The sequence below is a fragment of the Clostridium aceticum genome (assembly GCF_001042715.1).
In the GTDB taxonomy this organism is placed as follows: Bacteria; Bacillota; Clostridia; order Peptostreptococcales; family Natronincolaceae; genus Andreesenella; species Andreesenella acetica.
Genome location: NZ_CP009687.1, coordinates 3,323,758 through 3,341,834, shown reverse-complemented (window position 1 = coordinate 3,341,834; position 18,077 = coordinate 3,323,758). Strand labels below are relative to the sequence as shown.

Here is an 18,077-nt window from a genome sequence, read left to right as displayed (position 1 = left end):
CTCTATAAAGCCTCATTACTCTCCCAAATTATGTCAATTTTATACTCTCCTTAAATTTCATCATACACTTTGTTAAAGAAAGCTTTTTTGTATGCTGCCCTAACTCCAAGCCAAAAGATAGTTTGAATAAAAACAAGTGCTGCTGTGCTAATAAGAGCAGTCGGGATAGTAGAAACTATGGTGGAGTGCTCCATGACGAATATTCCAAACCACAAATAGATGAGTGCAATCCCAAATGGCACAAGCAATATCAAAGAAACTTCGTTATTGATTACTTTTGACAATTCCTTTTTTGATAGCCCTATTTTTACAATACTTCTGTATTTCTTGCTTTCGACATCAAGTGCAGAATAAAGTCGTGAGTACACAAAGCTTGCCACTGCAAGAATAAAGGTAAAGCAAAGGATGCCTCCGATATACAGAGTAAGATTGTTTTGAAGCTGGCTTGAGCTGAAATAATCGTATGCGAAAATAACATTGATATCATTCCTCTCATCATCCAGCCTGAGAGCAGTTTGTATGCGCTGTGGTATTTCACTGTCCGTTTCCCAGTTATCATAATAGAAGGCATAAATTTCTCTTTCAGCGAGTTTTGGCTCGAGAGTATTAAAATCATCATCACTGATAACACAAACACTATTGACATAACCAGACAGCATGATTGTTTCGTCAGAGTTTCCAACAATACTCAAATGCAATCTATTTTCTAAAAAGAAGTCTTGCAATCCATCAGGAATGGATTGTACAGATTGTCCGACATTTCCTGAAACAAGATAGACTTCGCCCTTGTTAACAGATATTGCCTCCCTGCCTAAAAACTGCATAATTTCGTTGTATTTACTCAGGGGCATGATTGAATCTCTTATGGAACCGTCTTTAGCATTATGAAAACTAAAATTAAGTTTATCGTAACTACCAAGAGTGCCAAGTTCTTTTTCAATCATAGCCAAGTCTTTTGTTGGATTTACATTTTCGCTTCTTACATTATAAGTGATGGGATAGGGCATAATTTTTATGGTTTGGCTCCTTACATTGGATGACATTGAAAGTAAAATGATGATGGCAAAGAAGGAAATGGCATATAAAATGGCGGTGACCGTCATACTCTGTGAGTTTGTCCTTAGCTTATTATTCATGTCACCGCCGTATAGCAGTCTAAGCTTATCATTAGTCCTATTGTTTGCCCAAACTAGCAATCGAAGCCCATATGCAAAGAGCAGGTAGGTTCCCAGCACCACTGTAATAGTAAGCGGAATAAGTGTAATAGTGTTGTCACGCAGTGATGCTGCAAGTGGAGATTTGCCTAAAAAAATCCAAACCACACCTGTGAACAGTATTGCGAAAGAAAGAGTTGCAAGGAGCAGCTTTGGTCGTTTTTCTCCGACAACTTCAGCTTTAATCAGCTGTACAATTTCTTTTTTGCGGATAAATTTGGGGGTGAAGTATGCAATCCCTAAAAACACAAGCCCAAGAACAAACATCGTTAAAAGCATTGCCCTCAGGGGTAAATAAAAGTTGAAGTCACTTACTCCGATTATTTTTCCTGCAACAATTAAAAATAGCTTTGAGAAAATCAAACCCAAAAGTATGCCTGTAATAATCGAAGCATACCCAATCACCATATTCTCAGTGAAAATCAGCTTATTTAGTTGCTTCTTAGATGCTCCCATAATGGTAATCAATCCAAACTGTTTACTTCTTGCTTTCAAAAAGCCTCTGACGGAATAAGAGATGAAGCATATTGTAAATGTAACCGAGATAAACTGACCAAGAATTAGAATCAAAGCCATTGAGCTGTTTTTATCGATAACGCTCAAGGCTGGATGAAATGATAACACCGAAAAAAGGAAAAACACAAATACCGAAAACACACAATTTACAAAATAGTAGATGTAGTTTCGCTTATCACGGCTGATATTTTTCACAGCAAAATTAAATAAGGTCACGACCTTCACCTCCTAGTAGGCTCATTGCATCAACGATTTTTTGGCGAAATGCTATGCGATTGTCTCCGGAAACAATTTCCTGATACAATCTGCCATCTTTGATAATAAGCACCCGCTTGCAGTAGCTTGCGACATATGCGTCGTGAGTAACCATCAAAATCGTTGCGTTTTGTTTTGTATTGAGCATTGAAAATAGTTCCATAACATCCTTAGAGGTCTTGGAGTCAAGGTTTCCTGTCGGTTCATCGGCAAGAAGTAATAGGGGACTTGTTACAACTGCTCTGGCAATAGCAGTACGTTGTGCTTGTCCACCTGATATTTCAAAGGTGCGTTTGTTAAGCAACATTTCAATTCCAAGAAGCTTTGAAACTGCATCTGTTCTTTTTTTCATCTCGGCAACAGCCACACCCTCAAGTGTAAGTGGTAGCATAATATTTTCGCCGACGGTGAGTGTCGTGACAAGGTTATAATCCTGAAAGATAAAGCCAAGGGTATTTCTGCGAAAACTCGCAAGCTGGCTATCATTCATTTTATGTGGGTTTGCTCCGCCAATTAAAACGCCTCCGCTTGTGGGATAGTCAATCGTTGAGATGACATTAAGCAAGGTGCTTTTACCGCTTCCAGAAGGTCCCATAATAGCAATAAATTCACCTGCTTCTATTTCAAAGTTTATATCAGTCAGTGCTGTATAGGAAACTTTACCCTCATATATTTTTCCGAGGTGTTCTGCTTTCATAATTGACATTTTTAAGTCCTCCTTGTATTCTTGTTTTTATTGTATTCTTGTTTTTATTATATGAAAAAACAGAAAAAATAAAAATCGAGAAAGATTACTGAAGGTGACAGTTTTGTAATCTTTCTCGATACAATTATTATTCAACAACATTAAAATTGACGGTAAAAACACTACCAATCGATGGTGTTGATTCTACAGAAATGCTATGTCCCAAATAGTCAAGGATTTGCTTAACCATATATAGGCCCAGCCCGCTGGACTCTTCGCGGTGCCTGCCATTGTTTCCTGTGAAGTATAAATTAAATATACGGCTCAAATCGCTTTTTTCGATACCGCAACCCCTATCTTTGACACAAAGTGAAATTAAGCCATCTGTTTTGGTGGCGAAAACAACAACGGATTTGCCATTATCACTGTACTTAACAGCATTAGTTAGAAGTTGATATAGAACAAATTTGATCCACTTGTAATCTGTGTAAACAAAAAGCTCTTTGTCGATATCAAGCTTCGGGTAAACTTCACGCTCAATAAATATACTTTTTAACTCGTTGATGCAGTCCTTTGACATATCATAAAGATTGACTCTTTCAGCGTGAAAGTTATTTTCAATCGCTTCTAATTTGTATAAATCAAGCACTTGGTTAAGGTCATATTGAATTTTTCTTGCAAGATGTAAGATTTTATTATAGTCTTCGTCAGTTTTTTGATTTTCAGCAATCAGATGAATAACTGAAAGCGGAGTTTTGAGCTGATGTACCCAACGATAAATCATAAGACGATGAGATTTTCGTTCTTCTTCAAGCTGGCGCATATCATTTAAATATATTTGTCTAATTTTGCTTATCAGCTTTTTGTATCGCTTTTCATCATTGCTTTTCGGCTCACTTATAATAAATTCATTAATGTCTTTTTTATCTGAGCAAAACAGCTCGTACAAATTCCAAGTGGAATAAAGTCGATAGGCAAGAAAACTAAAAAGAATAACTAGGGAGAGGAAAATATAATACAGCGCATCTTGTGTTGGTGCATCGGAGAGGAGCAAGTATAAGAGCATAAATCCTACAGGTGCAACAACGAATAAAAGGATAATCCAAAGGTGGTCGACTAAAAACATAGTTAGATGTTTTTTATGCGTCATCGCTCTTATCTCCTATACGATAACCAAGCCCACGTACAGACTTGATTATAAGCTTTGAGCCGATGCTCTCCAGACGTTTGCGAATACGACTGATTGAAACATTTAGCGTGTTTTCTTCTACAAAATTTTCGTCATCCCATATTTCGCTGAGCAACTCCTCACGAGAAATGACTCTTGGAAAGGCTGCAAACATCAAACGAACAATTTCAGCCTCAGTTTTTGATAGTTCTGCTGAATTGTTACCACATTTCAGCAGAAGTTTGCTTCGGGAAAAATAACAATCACCGCAAGCAAGCTCGTCCACAGTGGCATTTGCATATTCACCGTAAACCCGACGAAGCTGTGCATTGACTTTTGCAGTAACCACCTCAAAGGAAAACGGCTTTGTGATATAGTCATCTCCTCCGTTTGAAATGGCAAATACCTGATCAGAATCGGAGTTTCGAGAAGACAAAAACAATATTGGGCATGAAGATTTTGTGCGTAGCTTCGCACACCAATAAAAACCATCAAAAGATGGCAAATTTACATCAAGGAGAACGAGATGTGGTTGTTCCTTTTCAAACTCACTCAAAATATTTGAAAATTTTTTGCAGCGATAAACCACAAAACCAAATTTAGATAAATGAGCCGATAAAAGCTCGGCTATATCGTTATCATCTTCAACTATCATTATTTTATATGTCAATCCTTTAACACTCCTCTCAACAAAAAATTAAATGGTACAAGCGAACATATTGTTCCGGAAATCCAGCACACTCTGAACATTGACATCTACATTTGGAAGTATTTTCAGTAAATAAGTCATATATTCAAATGGCTTAAAATTATTTGTTTTGTAAGTTTCAATAATACTGTAAATCAAAAACCTTTACCTGTAGAGGAATTATTTCAAGTTCTCTTGTGATTTCCACGCTGATTTCATGAGGGTGGTTACCGCAAACATCACAAATTTGCTCCTCTTCAGGCAGTTTGTCCTCTATAACTTCAACAGGAAATTTCCTCCCAGAGGGTTTTACTGCATCCAATGCTTCAGTTTCATTGAAGAGAGTCTGCTGATGGGCTGAAACAGCTTGATTTATCTCGTTTTTCATGTATTTATTATACCAAATTTTTATGAAAACTAAAACAAAAATCAAAATATTTTTATGCTTAAAACACCTTATATTACTGCATTTGAAGCAGATTTTCGGTGTGATTGTTTCTGCTCTATTCAAAGTCTGGTTAATAACCAATAAAGCTACCTGCGTTTTATCTGAATTGTGTCCTTAGTGTTGTCTGAAGGCCATTAGAGGACCAAGGGAACGTTTAATTTAAAAGTGAGTCATTGACATGAAATATTTGCAATGCTATAATCTAGTTAAAATTATTCGGAGGTGATTAGCTAAAATGATCAAATAATCTTATCCATTATAAAATAATAAAAGTAGTATTGGTAAAGTTAGAACATCTTTAGTTACTTATATACAAGATAGCTATTTAGATTACCAAAAACTGCTACATTAGTTTTGGATAGGATTATTATAGTGTCGTTTTAGTTACATTCATTGAGAAATTATTAGTTGTTTTTGTTTGAAACAGCTTTCTTTGTGATAAACTTAATTTATATTACGATACTTATAAACCTTCCAAAGCTTTTGAACTAGGATGGTTTTTTTGTTTACCTTTAAATACTTTGAAGGAGTGATTAATATATGAATGTCATAGGCGTTAACTTAGTGCAATTATTACCAAAATTCTCTTGAACTGTCATCCTGAGGGTAGAGAAGGATCTTGGAGTAGCCAAGAATTTTACTAACACTAAGATCCTTTGACTCCGCTTTGCTCCACTCAGGATGACAAATTATGGCTTAAGTTAACGCTAATGATATGAATGTAAGAATAGATGAATACACCTTACTATCGCCTAAATCAGGACCTTATGGTATTGTACTTGCACAAGAAAGTGGAATTTGGTTTACTGAGGAAGCTAATAAGATAGGGCATTTAATTTATTAAATACAATATCTTTTTCAAATCTTTTCAAATAAAAATATGAAACAGAATTTAGAATTGGATAAAAAGCTTGAAAGGAGCAAGATTATATGACTGGACCAGATAAGAAAAAGTTATATCCAAAAGAAAATATAAAAACTATTTGCTTTATAAGTAATTTGCCTAAACGGCCCAACGTAGAAATTGGAGAATATACTTATTATAATGATAATAAAAAGTCTCCTGAAAAATTTTATGATAATATAGAGCATCATTATGAGTTTTTAGGAGATAAGCTAATCATAGGTAAATTCTGTGCAATAGCAGAAGGCGTTAGATTCATTATGAATGGAGCAAATCATAGGATGGAAGGCATAACAACCTACCCCTTTAATATCTTTGGAGGTGGTTGGGAAAAGGTGACTCCAACAATAGAAGAGTTACCATTTAAGGGTGATACTGTAGTTGGTAATGATGTATGGATAGGTCAAAATGTTACTATTATGCCGGGGGTTAAAGTAGGTGATGGTGCCATTATTGCTGCTAACTCAACTGTAGTAAAAAATGTTGAACCATATACAATATATGGTGGGAATCCAGCAAAATTTATTAAAAAACGTTTTAGTGATGAAAAAATTGAACTGTTGTTAGAGCTTAAATGGTGGAACTGGGACGAAGAAAAGATAATTGATAATCTTGAAATGTTAACATCAGAATTTGGTTTAGCTCAATTGAAGTAACATCTTTATATAAGTTGATATTTACGCTACGTCATAGATTAAACTTATCAGTATAGTATTTCCGTTAAAGGAATTTGATGATAAATGGGTCGTATTAAAGGTAATAGGGGGCATTTCTAGAGACATTTCAAAATGCCAGGGAACGTGTTTTTTTCTAAATGGTTTTCATCTTCGTATTTGGTGCTAATGTACCGATAGAAATATATTAGTAATGAGTTAAAATCAGTAAATATTTTTATGATATACTATTTGTAATATATAGTATTATGTGATAACTAGAAGTAGAAAAATATTCTTTTGTATTAGGACAAATACTTGTGTGGAGGCTAAGATATGAGGAAGCTGATGATTTTCGTATCATTTTTAATTGTGTTGATTATTCCACTTCTTCTAGACTATAACAATTTAACAAAAAACCAAGATATTTACAGTATAATTGAAAATTTGGAAACAAAAACTCCTATTTTATTAAAAAAATACAATATACCTGGAGCATCAATAGCATTAATAGAAAATGGTGAACTCAGATGGATAGGTACTTTTGGGTATGCGGATATTGAAGAAAAAATTGAAATACATAAAGATACAGTTTACCAAGTGGCATCTATCTCAAAATCAGTTACTGCTCTTGGAATAATGAAACTCGTAGAAGATGATATATTAAACTTGGATGATCCCATCGAAAAATATATAAGAAGATGGCAAATTCCTGAGTCGACATATAACAAAAATGACGTTACTATCAGAAGGTTGTTAAGTCATACAGCAGGACTATCCAGAGGAGGAGGTTATCCGGGATATGAACCATCTAATAAGCTACCATCTTTAGAAGAATCTCTTAGTGGAATTGGTGGAGGTAGTCAGCCAGTTGAATTGATTTATGAACCAGGAAGCAGATATTTTTATTCTGGTGGAGGATATAATTTGCTACAACTGTTAATAGAAGAAGTAACTGGCAAAGACTTTGTTACTTATATGGATGAAACAGTACTTACACCTTTAGGAATGGAGGACAGTAGTTTTAAATGGATAGAGATGCTTGAAAATAGAACTGCTAAGCCTTACAATAAAAACTCAGAGTTACTGCCAAACTATTTGTTTATAGAAAAGGCCGCAGCAGGGTTTTATACAACCATTGAGGATATGAGCAAATTTGTAATTACAGCAATAAGTAATTATAAAGAAGATAATTTCTTAAGACAGGAGATGATTCGAGAGATGTATAGCCCTGTATTAGAAGTTGGAGGGTTAGAAGGATTTATCTATGAAACTACAGCATTAGGTCACTTTGTTAGCATTGATAAAAATAACAGACCTTTAGTTGCTCATGATGGGGGTAACAAGGGTTGGAAAGCAAATTTCTCACTAGCACCTAATACCGGAGATGGAGTTGTGATATTAACTAATGGTGATAATGGTACATATTTAATTAATGAAGTGTTGAATTCTTGGTATTATAAAGTATTTCAAGACAAACGTGCCCTTGATAAGTTAAGTCATAGAGTAAATGCTACTATATATTCAATATCCTTAGTTTTAATATTATGGTCTGTACTGGTATTACTCCAATTATATAAAGCTTTGAGAATGGGTAAGAGAGGAATCCTTGATTTGAAAAACAAAACTCAGGTTCTAGCAAAATCTGCTGTTAGCCTAGCTTTAGTGTACATCACCTATTTGCTAAGTATACACCTAGTGCCAATATTAACATTCTTAAGCCCTAGAATAGGTAAAATATTAGTTGCATCTATATTTATAAGAGTGTTAGTAGGAATTTTTCAGCTATTTATTACTAAAAGAGGAATAGTAAGTGTATAACTTAACTTCATGTGCTAGTAAATCTACACTGAAAAAAAGAAATATAAATGTCTTACAATATTAATGATTTTTATTTTATTATTAAAGGATTTAGAAGTGCATTTTAATAGTTTTGAAGGTATTTTAGAAAATACGCTAAAACATGTAGAGGCACGGATTAGGTGGTGTTATAACTGCAAAGCTTCGGGGTAAAAACACCAATAAAATTTATTGTGAAGGGTTATCTTTGTAGAATTTTAGTAGCTTATGTACAGTCAAATAAAAATGGGTAGATTATTGACAAAATATTAACCATGATTTACAATAAATAATGAATATAATAAAAGTTTATAAAAAACAAAAAATAGTCATGAAGACATATTAGGCCATGAAGGCTACTGTAATAGGTAGTTTTTGTGGTCTTTTATTTTTATACCCCTTAATCCTGTTTTTCTTCAAGAGAGAGATAGGACGGTAAAACATGAAATAGCTTATGTCAACACTTATAGATAAAATATTGTGATATTGATTACAATTACCATTAAAAGAATTGACCATTACAAATCAATTCACTACTTTAGTGACCCTTCATCAGTTGGAGCTTGCAGCTGGTTTTGCAGATGAAATCATCGTATTGAAGGAAGGAGAAGTATTTAAAAAAGGCACCCCAAATGAAATTATAACTACAAAACTGCTACGAGAAGTTTATCGTGTTCATGCGAATATCATAACAAACGAGGAAAATATTCCTTATGTAATGCCTTATAGTGCTTATGAATATGGATAATTCTGAATGGATACCTATTTATTAAGTGTATTTACAGACAATTAATCTTATAAAGAAAAGGAGATAATCATGAGCTTAAAACAGAAAGTAGAAGAAGGTTGGAAAATATCTGCAGAAGGATATAGCGAATTTATTAAGGATGAGTTAAATAATGGTCAGAAGGAAATTTGGACAAATCTTATTTTAGAAAATGCTCCTAAAGAAGGGAAATTGAAAATATTAGATGTAGGTACTGGTCCGGGATTTTTTTCTATTATTTTATCCCTAGCAGGACACGATGTTGTAGGAATTGATGCCAGTGAAGATATGATTAAATGTGCTAAAGAAAATGCTGAGAAAGCAGGAGTTTCTCCGGTGTTTAGAGTAATGGATAGTCATTGTGTTACATTCCCTGATGAGAGTTTTGATTTGATTGTTAGTCGAAATGTTGTTTGGACACTTGTTAGTCCCCAAAGTGCTTATAGAGATTGGCTACGTTTATTAAAAAAGGGTGGACGTGTTCTTGTCTTTGACGCAGACTGGTTAGGTGACTGTAGAGATGTATCTTTGAAAGCACAGAGGGAAAAAGATAGTTTAGAATACACAAAAAACTATGGAGAACCTAGAGTATCCTATAAAGATGCTGAAAAAGCGAGGGGATGGCGTGTTAATTTACCACTGGCTTCTGAAATCCGACCTGATTGGGATTTAAAAACGATGGAGAAGGTAGGATATGGTAGCATAAAGTGCATTATTGTATCGGATAGAGTTTATGATAAGCCACGATTATTGCTTAACCGTTCTGTACCTATGTTTATGGTTCAAGGAGATAAATAAATGATATAAAAAGAAAAACTCATGTGGTGTGTCTTGTTCTCTCGGCGTAAGCATCAGAGAGATACTTACTATTGTAATATCATAGGCGTTAACTTAGTACAATTATTACCAAAATTCTCTTGAACTGTCATCCTGAGGGTAGCGAAGGATCTTGGAGTAGCCAAGAATTTTACTAACACTAAGATCCTTCGACTCCGCTTTGCTCCACTCAGGATGACAAATTATGGCTTAAGTTAACGCTAATGATTGCAATATAAAACTTTCTAAAATTGTCTCTTAGAGCTAATTTGAAAATTTTTAGTATATATACAAGTTATTAGAGAATTCTCCCCAAAAAGTTATAGGGAACTATAGAAAGGTATAGAAAGTACTATACAATCTTTAGTTCCCTATATTTCAATGTTTTAAGGTTATGGTAACATATAAAATGCTATATATTTAGATGATAAAATATACTGCTGAAACAAACGGCTCATATTGAGATAGTTACGATGATAGAGAATATATATAAAGCTTTTGGGTTTGCATTAGTGTCTGGCATTGAAGAGTATGAACAGATGGTTCGAAAGACATTAGTTCTGTCCTCTCGAATTATGTTGAGAGTTGCGTGTTGCAAGAGAAGAAATAGGTTAAAATTACTAGTTAAGAAAGTTTTATAAAAAAATTCATAATGTATATATGTTCCCCTAGACGATATAAGTTTAGGGGATTTGATTATAGAGGGGTAAAGCAATTTTGCAGAATTAGGCAATTCTTTGGAAAATTATTCGTGCAGTACTGTTTGCCGATATGATAGAACATGGAGAGGTATGTCAATGTATTCACCCTTACTTATTGCAAATACTAGGTATTAACAGGATCTAAATATATTTCCACTTAAAGTACTTGTGAATTTTATTTAAGACCTTGACAAATACAAAGCATATGCATTATACTTATATACATAACTATATAACTATCACACTATGGTCACTAATGTTAAAAAGGTGGTGAATTTTATTGGGCCAACTATTTCATGATAATAAGCCTATATTTTTACAAATTAAAGAAAAAATTGAGGATCAAATCGTGAATAATCAGTTAAAAGAGCATGATCAAATTCCATCAACAACGCAAATGGTACAGTTCTATAAGGTAAATCACATTACAGTATCTAAGGGAATTAATCTATTGGTGGAGGAAAACATTATTTATAAGAAAAGAGGTGTAGGGATGTTCGTAGCTGAGGGTGCTAGAGAAAAACTTATGCAAAATCGAAAAGAGTTATTTGCAGATAACTTTGTATTACCAATGATTCAGGAGGCAAAAAAACTAGGTCTAACAGATACGGACATTGCTAATATCATAAAAAAAGTAAAGGAGTGTGATCTCAATGAATCTTGATGTAACTTTTACAAATGTATCCTTGAAGTATAAGGATTTTGAAGCACTTAAAGATATATCATTCTCTCTTTCACAGGGGAAAATCTATGGTTTGATAGGGAGAAACGGTGCAGGAAAAACAACGCTACTTTCACTATTAGCTTCATATCAAGCCCCTACATCGGGTAAAATCAAAGTTGGTGGCGAAGACCCCTTTGAAAATAGTAAAATTATGCCCCACATTAACTTTGTTTATGAGACCGACTATGGGGATGAATATGAACCAGTATCAGCTTATTTTGAGTTTGCAGAACGCTATCGGCCTAACTTTGACCTAGATTATGCTAAAGAACTGGCTGCTCTTTTTAAGGTGCCATTAGATAAGCCAATTAAAGAGTTCTCCAGTGGTATGCAATCGGCACTGAATATTACACTTGGCCTTGCAAGCCGCTGTGCTATTACCATATTTGATGAGGTTTATCTTGGTATGGATGCACCAAGTCGACAGTTGTTTTATAAGGAAGTGTTGGAGGACCAGGCTAGATACCCAAGGATTATGATTTTATCTACCCATCTTGTATCTGAAATGGAGTACCTATTTGATCATGTACTAATCCTAGATCATGGTAGTTTGTTGATTGATGAAGCCTTTGATGAAATAATTAGTCGAGGTGCATCTGTTACAGGTAATGCCAAAGAGGTGGATGCATTCGTTCAATACATGAATAAGCTAAATACACAACAGCTTGGAGGTACAAAGTCGGTGATGGTATATGAAAACATTGACGACTCTATTCGACTTAAGGCGGAAAAACAAGGGTTAGAAATAGGTCCAGTATCTCTTCAAGAATTATTTATTCACTTAACTGAAAAGGAGGGGTCTAATGAATCCGGAAAATAGTTCTATAAAATCAAAATTAGCTTTAGATTTATTTGGTATCCAAATGCAATGGTCCCTATGGTATATACCTGTTGTATTGATCATTCATTTTATAGTTTTAAGATTTGTTCCTGATGTAGAGGAAAGAGATTTAAATTTGATTTACTTTGTCTTTCAACCCTCAAAAATTTATATGCTAATTATTGCAATACTCTCATGTTTCTCCTTAATGGGTTATGCAGTAAAGAATGGAATTACTCGAAGAGATTATTTTTGGGGTTCAGCTGTAGCAGCTGTAGGAGTAGCCTTTAGTATTATGATCTTGGCAGCAATTCTTGCTGGGGTTTTAGAACTGTTTGGATTATTTACAGCATACTCTTCTGTCACAAACTCCATAGCATTTTTAGATACCTCGTCGATATGGATAGTTCCAGTTTTAGTACTAAGTTTGATTCTATTATGCTATTATATTGCAGGATGGATTATCGCCGTTGGTTTTTATCGATTTGGAGGTTTAGTAGGGATTGGATTCGTTGCTATTGCTCTTTTGTTTGTTTCTATAGCAGATTTATTATGGGAGGGAGAGTTGTCACATCCTTTAGCAGTTTCATTAGACATCCCTTTTGCAAATCCTTCAATTCCATTTTCCATCACTGCCACTCTTATTTTAATCGGGCTTGGACTATGGCTGGTTCGTATTTTAACTAAGCGAATACCTATCAAAGTAGAATAAGAAAGTTCATAATAAATATAAAGGCAGCTCCTGCTAATTATCAATATTGATATTTAACAGGAGCTACTTCTATATCAAGAAAGTATCATGATTTTATAACTTAAAAATTAAACATTTCAACAAACTTTGGAAAGAACCTATTGTACGCTTACGTTTAATCTCATTTTAGACAACTTCCTGTTAGTTTTTATTTTACTAAATTAAAGGGTGCTTGTCCAAAAGGGTTAGGGGGATTAAGAGCTAACTATATATGCTTTTTCAATATTGGTTAAATAAATGATATGTAAAACATTATCTTTTATTATAATAATCAGCACTTTAATAAAATTTTTCAATTTTACTTATTATTTTCACAATCCTGCAATAAAATGTAATGAAAATTAATTAAGTTTGTTTAAGTTATCAAAATGTAAATTATCCTGAGCAATATCCTTAATAGAAAAAATAAGTGATTTTTTATAGTTACTAGGGTGCAAAGGATCTCAAACAAAGTATATATTCACTATATTCATAATGTATAAAGGAGAAGAATACGATGTATGATTTAAGAATTAAAGAACTATCGTTTTCATATAAAAACGATAGCAGATTGATATTGAAAGACATTAATATGGATGTAAAAGAGGGGGAATTTGTGTGTTTGCTTGGTCAGTCTGGGTGTGGAAAGAGCACTTTTTTGCGTCTTCTGGCTGGTTTAGAGACTTCCACAACAGGAACAATTCTTTTGGGAGACCAGCCGATAAGTGGGGCAAGTCTAAGTAGAGGAGTGGTATTTCAGGACTATGGACTGTTTCCTTGGATGACGGCGGGGGAAAACATCATGTTGGCTTTAAAACAGAAATTTCCTAATCAAGATAAAAAGAAACTTAAGGGCTTGGCCCTTGATACATTAAAATCAGTGGGACTGGACAAGTCGGTTTACCGTAAGTTGCCGAAAGAGTTATCTGGTGGTATGAAACAGAGATGTGCTATTGCGCAAGCATTTATTATTGATCCTCCTATCTTGTTGATGGACGAACCATTTGGAGCATTGGATGCAGTAACCCGTGCCCGACTACAGGACTTGTTGCTGAAGTTGTGGGCGCAGGATAATCAAAAAAAGACTGTATTTTTCGTGACCCATGATGTAGACGAGGCACTGTTGCTAGCTAACCGAATCATTGTTTTTGGGCAGTCACCTAGCAACATAATCTATGAATGCTCTATTTTACCAGGTAGTCGTCCCACACGTGAAGCTCAGTTTCAGGATCCGCAAATTCTACAGTTGCGTAATAATTTGATCTTTCAAATAAATAAGGATGTGGTATCCCACATCTCTAATCAATATGTATAAATTGCATTTTGTTGTAGACTTTATTCTACTGGTACTTACATTATTCAATACAAGGAGAGAAACTTACATAAAGCAACAAAAAACGAGATGAAACTAAAAGGTTTGGCGATTAACAATCGCCACAAATAAACTATTTAAAAAAGGAGAGTAAAAATGAAAAAAACAATTATTTTATTAGCATTAGTAATGACGGTAATACTGAGCTTAACAGGTTGTAGTGAAAACACTGGCAATTCTACACCAACTGATGCTCCGGCATCTACTGTTGAGGCTTTACAATCCGATGAACTAGATAAAAAAGAGCTTGAAACCAGCGTAATCAGATGGAACTATGGCACTAGTGGGAATGTGATGCTTGCAATTGCTGAAAAGATGGGTTATCTCGAGGAAGAGGGTCTGTCAATTGAAGTAGTTCCTGCAACAGCAAACGCTAATGCTATGGCACTACTTGCTACTGGTAAGGTAGATATTGTCTCAAATGCTGGAACTAGTAATCCTTTGCAGCAAATTGCTTCTGGTGTAGATTTGACAGTTTTCGGAGGACACATGGTAGATGGCTGTATGCCAGTTATTGCACGCAAGGGCACTGGGTGGAATGGAGTTCAAGATTTTATCGGTAAGAAGGTTGCCATCAATCCTGTTTATTTCGCTTTTACAGGTGCTGTTATGGATTTAGGATATGAGGATCCACTTTCTGCTGTGGAATGGGTGGTTTATACTAATTACAATGATGCTTTGGCTGCTGTGGTGCGTGGCGAGGTTGACTATGCTTTACAAGGCACTGGAAATATGTATGCTGTAACTCAAATGGATGAAGTTGAAATTGTCACCTATCACGGCAAAGTAATGCCAAACTATTCTTGTTGTCGTCTTGTTGCCCAAACTGATTTTATAAAGAACAATCCCAATACCGTTAAAGCTTTAATGAGAGCTTTGATTCGTGCTCAGCAATATTATGAGGCTAATAAGAAAGAGGTTGTTGCCCTGCATGCTGAAAACATGGGAGTGACTGAAGAGTATGTGGCTGCCTTTATGCTCAATGAAAATTTTGTAATTAATCCGGATCCTCTTAAAAATTCAGTTATCCGTGCATGGGGTATTCTAGACAAGACTGGTTTTTTGAATGAAAAAGCTAAAAATATAGACATTCTAGATCATATCAACATAGATTTGTACAAGGCTGCCTTAGATGAAATAATAGAAGAATATGGAAGTAAAGATCCAGAGTTCTATGAAAGGTTGCAAAAATTTTACGAGGAAAACAACCTTTAATCAGCAATTCAAAGGAGATTTTGAATAATGAATAAGCTTAAAAACTTTTTTAAAAAATATTGGCTTACTTTATGCATGTTCATGGGATTAGTATTGTTGTATGTATATGCAACAGAAAGCGGGCGTGCTAATCCCTTCTTATTCCCAAGCGTAGATGCTATTGGGAAGGCATATTCAACAAGCAAAGGGATTATGTTGACTAACATGGTTTCATCTTTTAAGTTAATGATTCCAGCTATTCTAATATCTTTAACTGTTTCATTAGTAATGGGTACAATGCTTGGATTAGTTAAGTGGCTTAGAGATGCAGTTTATCCAATAATTTACGCATTCAGTGTGGTGCCATCTATTTTACTATCCCCATTCGTACTGTTGCTAGCTCCAAATTTTGTTGTAGCATCGGTATTTCTGATTGCTTATAGCACTGTCTGGACCACTCTGTTTGCTACGATAAATGGTGTAATGACCATTGATAAGCGTTATTTTGACAAGGCGGCTACTTTAGAGTTGCGTGGAATCAAATTGATGACAAAGGTGATTTTGCCTGCAGCCAGTCCCTCTATTTTAGCGGGCTTTGTTAGTTCACTTCGTAGTACCTTTTTGATGTTAATATTTGTAGAGATGTACGGAACACAGTACGGTATGGGATTTTTTGTAAAAAAATATTCTGAATTTGGCCTTTACGATCACACATGGGTTGGTTTTATTTTCTTAGTAATTATACTGGTTATTGTAATGCAGACTTTTGAAAAGCTGAAAAATCACATGCTTAAGTGGACAATTGGATAACAGAGGTACTATTCTCAATGCATTTAATAAGTGAGATGTTTTATATAGTGGATTGCAGTAAGGGGGTGAATTATATTGAAAAAAGTAAGAATTGGTTGTGGTGCTGGTTGCTGCAAAGATCGAATTGAACCTGTAGAAGAACTACTTGAAAAGGGAATGCTTGATTACCTGGTTTTTGAAACTTTAGCAGAGCGTTCATTTGCAAATCTACAGGTGCAAAAAAGAGAGGATAAAACCAAAGGTTTCAATGAAATGCTAGAGGTGCGCATGCGCCGCACATTAAAGCAGGCAGTGGAGAAAAAAGTAAAAATCATTACAAATATGGGTGGTGCAAATCCATCAGGTGCGGTTAAAGTAATAGCACGTGTGGCAAAGGAGTTGGGACTATCCATTAAGATTGCAGTAGTTGAAGGAGATGACATTTTTCCAAATATAGAACTATATATGAAAAATGAGCGTTGGCAATATCCTGGTGAAACACTGGCCGAATTAAACGGTGAGCTGTACTATGCCAATGCATATTTAGGTGCAGAGCCCATACGTGAAGCCTTGGAAAATGGCGCGGATGTAGTGATTACAGGGCGAATTGCAGATGCAGCACTTTTTTCAGCTCCTTTGATGTATGAGTTTGGTTGGGATCGTAATCACATCAATATGGGTCAGGCGACTTTAGTAGGGCATCTTCTTGAATGTTGTGGGCAAATTACAGGTGGTTTTTTTGCTGATCCTGGTAAAAAGGATGTCCCTGGGCTAGAGCGCTTGGGATTTCCTATTGCCGAAGTTTCTGAGGATGGTAGCTTTGTTGTAACTAAAGTTGAAGGTTCGGGAGGTATCGTCAATGTGGATACCTGTAAGGAACAACTGCTATACGAGATAACAGATCCTACGTGTTACAAGACACCAGATGCAATCGTAGATTTTTCTGGAGTTTGTTTTCAGCAGATAGGAAAAGATGCTGTTAAAGTAACAGGAGCAGTCTCAAAAGGAATTCCAGAGACCCTGAAGGTCAATGTGGGGTACACTGACGGCTTCATAGCTACGGGTATAGTTACTTTTGCAGGCAGTAATTCATTAAAATTAGCGGAGTTGTGTGCGGACATTATTTGGAAACGGGCAAAAATTGTGGGGATAAAGCCGATTGATAGCCGTACAGATTATGTAGGCTACAATGCACTTTGCAAGACAGCCACTTCTGACTACTATTCCACCGACAGACACAGTGAAATAATGCTACGTATGTCAGTTCGCACAAAAACAGAGGAAGAAGCAAAGTTATATATGGATGAATTCGGATTCCTCTACACAAATGGTCCCGCCAGTTCTACCGGTATAGATACAAAGATGAGAAGGTCATATTCCGTCACATCAATTTTCATTCCTGCTAGGGATGTTGTTGCTACGGTTAGATATGAGGAGGTGGAGATATGAAGCTACGAGATATTGCACATGCTCGCGCTGGTGATAAAGGCAATATGGTGAATATCAGCGTTATTCCATACAGAGAATCTGATTATGAATTTATTAAAGAGCAGCTATCCGCAGAAAGGGTACAATATTTCTTTCGTGATATGTGTAAAGGCTCAGTAACACGTTATGAAATTGACGGACTTTCTTCACTGAATTTTGTTTTGGAGCATTCACTTGATGGAGGTTCCTGTAGAACATTAGGACTTGATGCACTGGGCCGTAGTACTGCTCAGGCGATTTTAGAAATAGAGCTTAAAGATATAAAGTAGCGGTATCAGTATCTAAATCCTTCTTGGAAAATGCAAAG

Annotated in this window: 17 protein-coding genes; 12 read left to right on the top strand and 5 right to left on the bottom strand. The window is 35.3% G+C overall.

The genetic code is table 11. The features are described 5' to 3' along the window. Window positions 1–50: 50 nt before the first annotated feature. The 5 genes from CACET_RS15310 to CACET_RS20250 form a co-directional block, all read right to left on the bottom strand. Window positions 51–1,946 carry an FtsX-like permease family protein gene (locus CACET_RS15310; protein WP_044824397.1) on the bottom strand — a complete coding sequence of 632 codons (1,896 nt, stop codon included), beginning with the start codon at window positions 1,944–1,946 and terminating at the stop codon, window positions 51–53. Beyond that, window positions 1,933–2,691 (bottom strand): ABC transporter ATP-binding protein, encoded by a 759-nt coding sequence (locus tag CACET_RS15305; protein ID WP_044824398.1) that lies wholly within the window; start codon window positions 2,689–2,691, stop codon window positions 1,933–1,935. Before CACET_RS15305 ends, CACET_RS15310 begins: the two co-directional genes overlap by 14 nt. A gap of 127 nt (window positions 2,692–2,818) precedes the next feature. After that, complete coding sequence (locus CACET_RS15300) at window positions 2,819–3,820, bottom strand: sensor histidine kinase (RefSeq protein WP_044824399.1); 1,002 nt, start codon at window positions 3,818–3,820, stop codon at window positions 2,819–2,821. Beyond that, complete coding sequence (locus CACET_RS15295; RefSeq protein ID WP_044824400.1) at window positions 3,810–4,508, bottom strand: response regulator transcription factor; 699 nt, start codon at window positions 4,506–4,508, stop codon at window positions 3,810–3,812. The genes CACET_RS15300 and CACET_RS15295 overlap by 11 nt, the downstream gene beginning before the upstream one ends. 157 nt (window positions 4,509–4,665) lie before the next feature. Then, entirely contained in the window at window positions 4,666–4,914 is a 249-nt protein-coding gene (locus CACET_RS20250; RefSeq protein ID WP_144414793.1) for a hypothetical protein, read from the bottom strand. 990 nt (window positions 4,915–5,904) lie between these two features. Here CACET_RS20250 and CACET_RS15285 point away from each other — a divergent pair. The 12 genes from CACET_RS15285 to CACET_RS15230 all read left to right on the top strand — a co-directional run bounded on the left by CACET_RS15285 (window position 5,905) and on the right by CACET_RS15230 (window position 18,039). Further along, entirely contained in the window at window positions 5,905–6,534 is a 630-nt protein-coding gene (locus CACET_RS15285; RefSeq protein WP_044824402.1) for a Vat family streptogramin A O-acetyltransferase, read from the top strand. A 333-nt stretch (window positions 6,535–6,867) separates the two neighbouring features. Then, window positions 6,868–8,352 (top strand): serine hydrolase domain-containing protein, encoded by a 1,485-nt coding sequence (locus CACET_RS15280; protein ID WP_052661331.1) that lies wholly within the window; start codon window positions 6,868–6,870, stop codon window positions 8,350–8,352. A 529-nt stretch (window positions 8,353–8,881) separates the two neighbouring features. Continuing rightward, window positions 8,882–9,118, top strand: a complete 237-nt coding sequence (locus CACET_RS15275; protein WP_144414792.1) for an ATP-binding cassette domain-containing protein — start codon at window positions 8,882–8,884, stop codon at window positions 9,116–9,118. A gap of 69 nt (window positions 9,119–9,187) precedes the next feature. Continuing rightward, on the top strand, window positions 9,188–9,934 hold the full coding sequence (locus tag CACET_RS15270) for a class I SAM-dependent methyltransferase (protein WP_044824404.1): 747 nt from the start codon (window positions 9,188–9,190) through the stop codon (window positions 9,932–9,934). A gap of 999 nt (window positions 9,935–10,933) precedes the next feature. After that, the gene (locus CACET_RS15265; RefSeq protein WP_044824405.1) at window positions 10,934–11,317 is read left to right on the top strand and encodes a GntR family transcriptional regulator; all 384 of its coding nucleotides are present in this window, start codon (window positions 10,934–10,936) and stop codon (window positions 11,315–11,317) included. Beyond that, window positions 11,307–12,197 carry an ABC transporter ATP-binding protein gene (locus CACET_RS15260; RefSeq protein WP_044824406.1) on the top strand — a complete coding sequence of 297 codons (891 nt, stop codon included), beginning with the start codon at window positions 11,307–11,309 and terminating at the stop codon, window positions 12,195–12,197. The genes CACET_RS15265 and CACET_RS15260 overlap by 11 nt, the downstream gene beginning before the upstream one ends. Beyond that, on the top strand, window positions 12,181–12,909 hold the full coding sequence (locus tag CACET_RS15255; protein WP_044824407.1) for a hypothetical protein: 729 nt from the start codon (window positions 12,181–12,183) through the stop codon (window positions 12,907–12,909). The genes CACET_RS15260 and CACET_RS15255 overlap by 17 nt, the downstream gene beginning before the upstream one ends. A 535-nt stretch (window positions 12,910–13,444) precedes the next feature. Continuing rightward, complete coding sequence (locus CACET_RS15250) at window positions 13,445–14,242, top strand: ABC transporter ATP-binding protein (RefSeq protein WP_044824408.1); 798 nt, start codon at window positions 13,445–13,447, stop codon at window positions 14,240–14,242. Window positions 14,243–14,395: 153 nt separating this feature from the next. Next, complete coding sequence (locus tag CACET_RS15245; protein ID WP_044824409.1) at window positions 14,396–15,514, top strand: ABC transporter substrate-binding protein; 1,119 nt, start codon at window positions 14,396–14,398, stop codon at window positions 15,512–15,514. A 27-nt stretch (window positions 15,515–15,541) separates the two neighbouring features. After that, window positions 15,542–16,303, top strand: coding sequence for an ABC transporter permease (locus CACET_RS15240; RefSeq protein WP_044824410.1), 762 nt, complete (start codon window positions 15,542–15,544; stop codon window positions 16,301–16,303). Between the two features lie 75 nt (window positions 16,304–16,378). Next, window positions 16,379–17,731 (top strand): acyclic terpene utilization AtuA family protein, encoded by a 1,353-nt coding sequence (locus CACET_RS15235; RefSeq protein WP_044824411.1) that lies wholly within the window; start codon window positions 16,379–16,381, stop codon window positions 17,729–17,731. Beyond that, window positions 17,728–18,039: an AtuA-related protein gene (locus CACET_RS15230; protein ID WP_044824412.1), complete on the top strand. Its 312-nt coding sequence runs from the start codon at window positions 17,728–17,730 to the stop codon at window positions 18,037–18,039. Before CACET_RS15235 ends, CACET_RS15230 begins: the two co-directional genes overlap by 4 nt. Window positions 18,040–18,077: the final 38 nt, after the last annotated feature.

What these genes read in the sequence shown, in the direction of transcription:
- CACET_RS15305 (WP_044824398.1), bottom strand. Translation starts at nt 2,691, where the DNA reads ATGTCAATTATGAAAGCAGAACACCTCGGAAAAATATATGAGGGTAAA.
- CACET_RS15300 (WP_044824399.1), bottom strand. Translation starts at nt 3,820, where the DNA reads ATGACGCATAAAAAACATCTAACTATGTTTTTAGTCGACCACCTTTGG.
- CACET_RS20250 (WP_144414793.1), bottom strand. Translation starts at nt 4,914, where the DNA reads ATGAAAAACGAGATAAATCAAGCTGTTTCAGCCCATCAGCAGACTCTC.
- CACET_RS15285 (WP_044824402.1), top strand. Translation starts at nt 5,905, where the DNA reads ATGACTGGACCAGATAAGAAAAAGTTATATCCAAAAGAAAATATAAAA.
- CACET_RS15280 (WP_052661331.1), top strand. Translation starts at nt 6,868, where the DNA reads ATGAGGAAGCTGATGATTTTCGTATCATTTTTAATTGTGTTGATTATT.
- CACET_RS15270 (WP_044824404.1), top strand. Translation starts at nt 9,188, where the DNA reads ATGAGCTTAAAACAGAAAGTAGAAGAAGGTTGGAAAATATCTGCAGAA.
- CACET_RS15260 (WP_044824406.1), top strand. Translation starts at nt 11,307, where the DNA reads ATGAATCTTGATGTAACTTTTACAAATGTATCCTTGAAGTATAAGGAT.
- CACET_RS15255 (WP_044824407.1), top strand. Translation starts at nt 12,181, where the DNA reads ATGAATCCGGAAAATAGTTCTATAAAATCAAAATTAGCTTTAGATTTA.
- CACET_RS15250 (WP_044824408.1), top strand. Translation starts at nt 13,445, where the DNA reads ATGTATGATTTAAGAATTAAAGAACTATCGTTTTCATATAAAAACGAT.
- CACET_RS15245 (WP_044824409.1), top strand. Translation starts at nt 14,396, where the DNA reads ATGAAAAAAACAATTATTTTATTAGCATTAGTAATGACGGTAATACTG.
- CACET_RS15240 (WP_044824410.1), top strand. Translation starts at nt 15,542, where the DNA reads ATGAATAAGCTTAAAAACTTTTTTAAAAAATATTGGCTTACTTTATGC.
- CACET_RS15230 (WP_044824412.1), top strand. Translation starts at nt 17,728, where the DNA reads ATGAAGCTACGAGATATTGCACATGCTCGCGCTGGTGATAAAGGCAAT.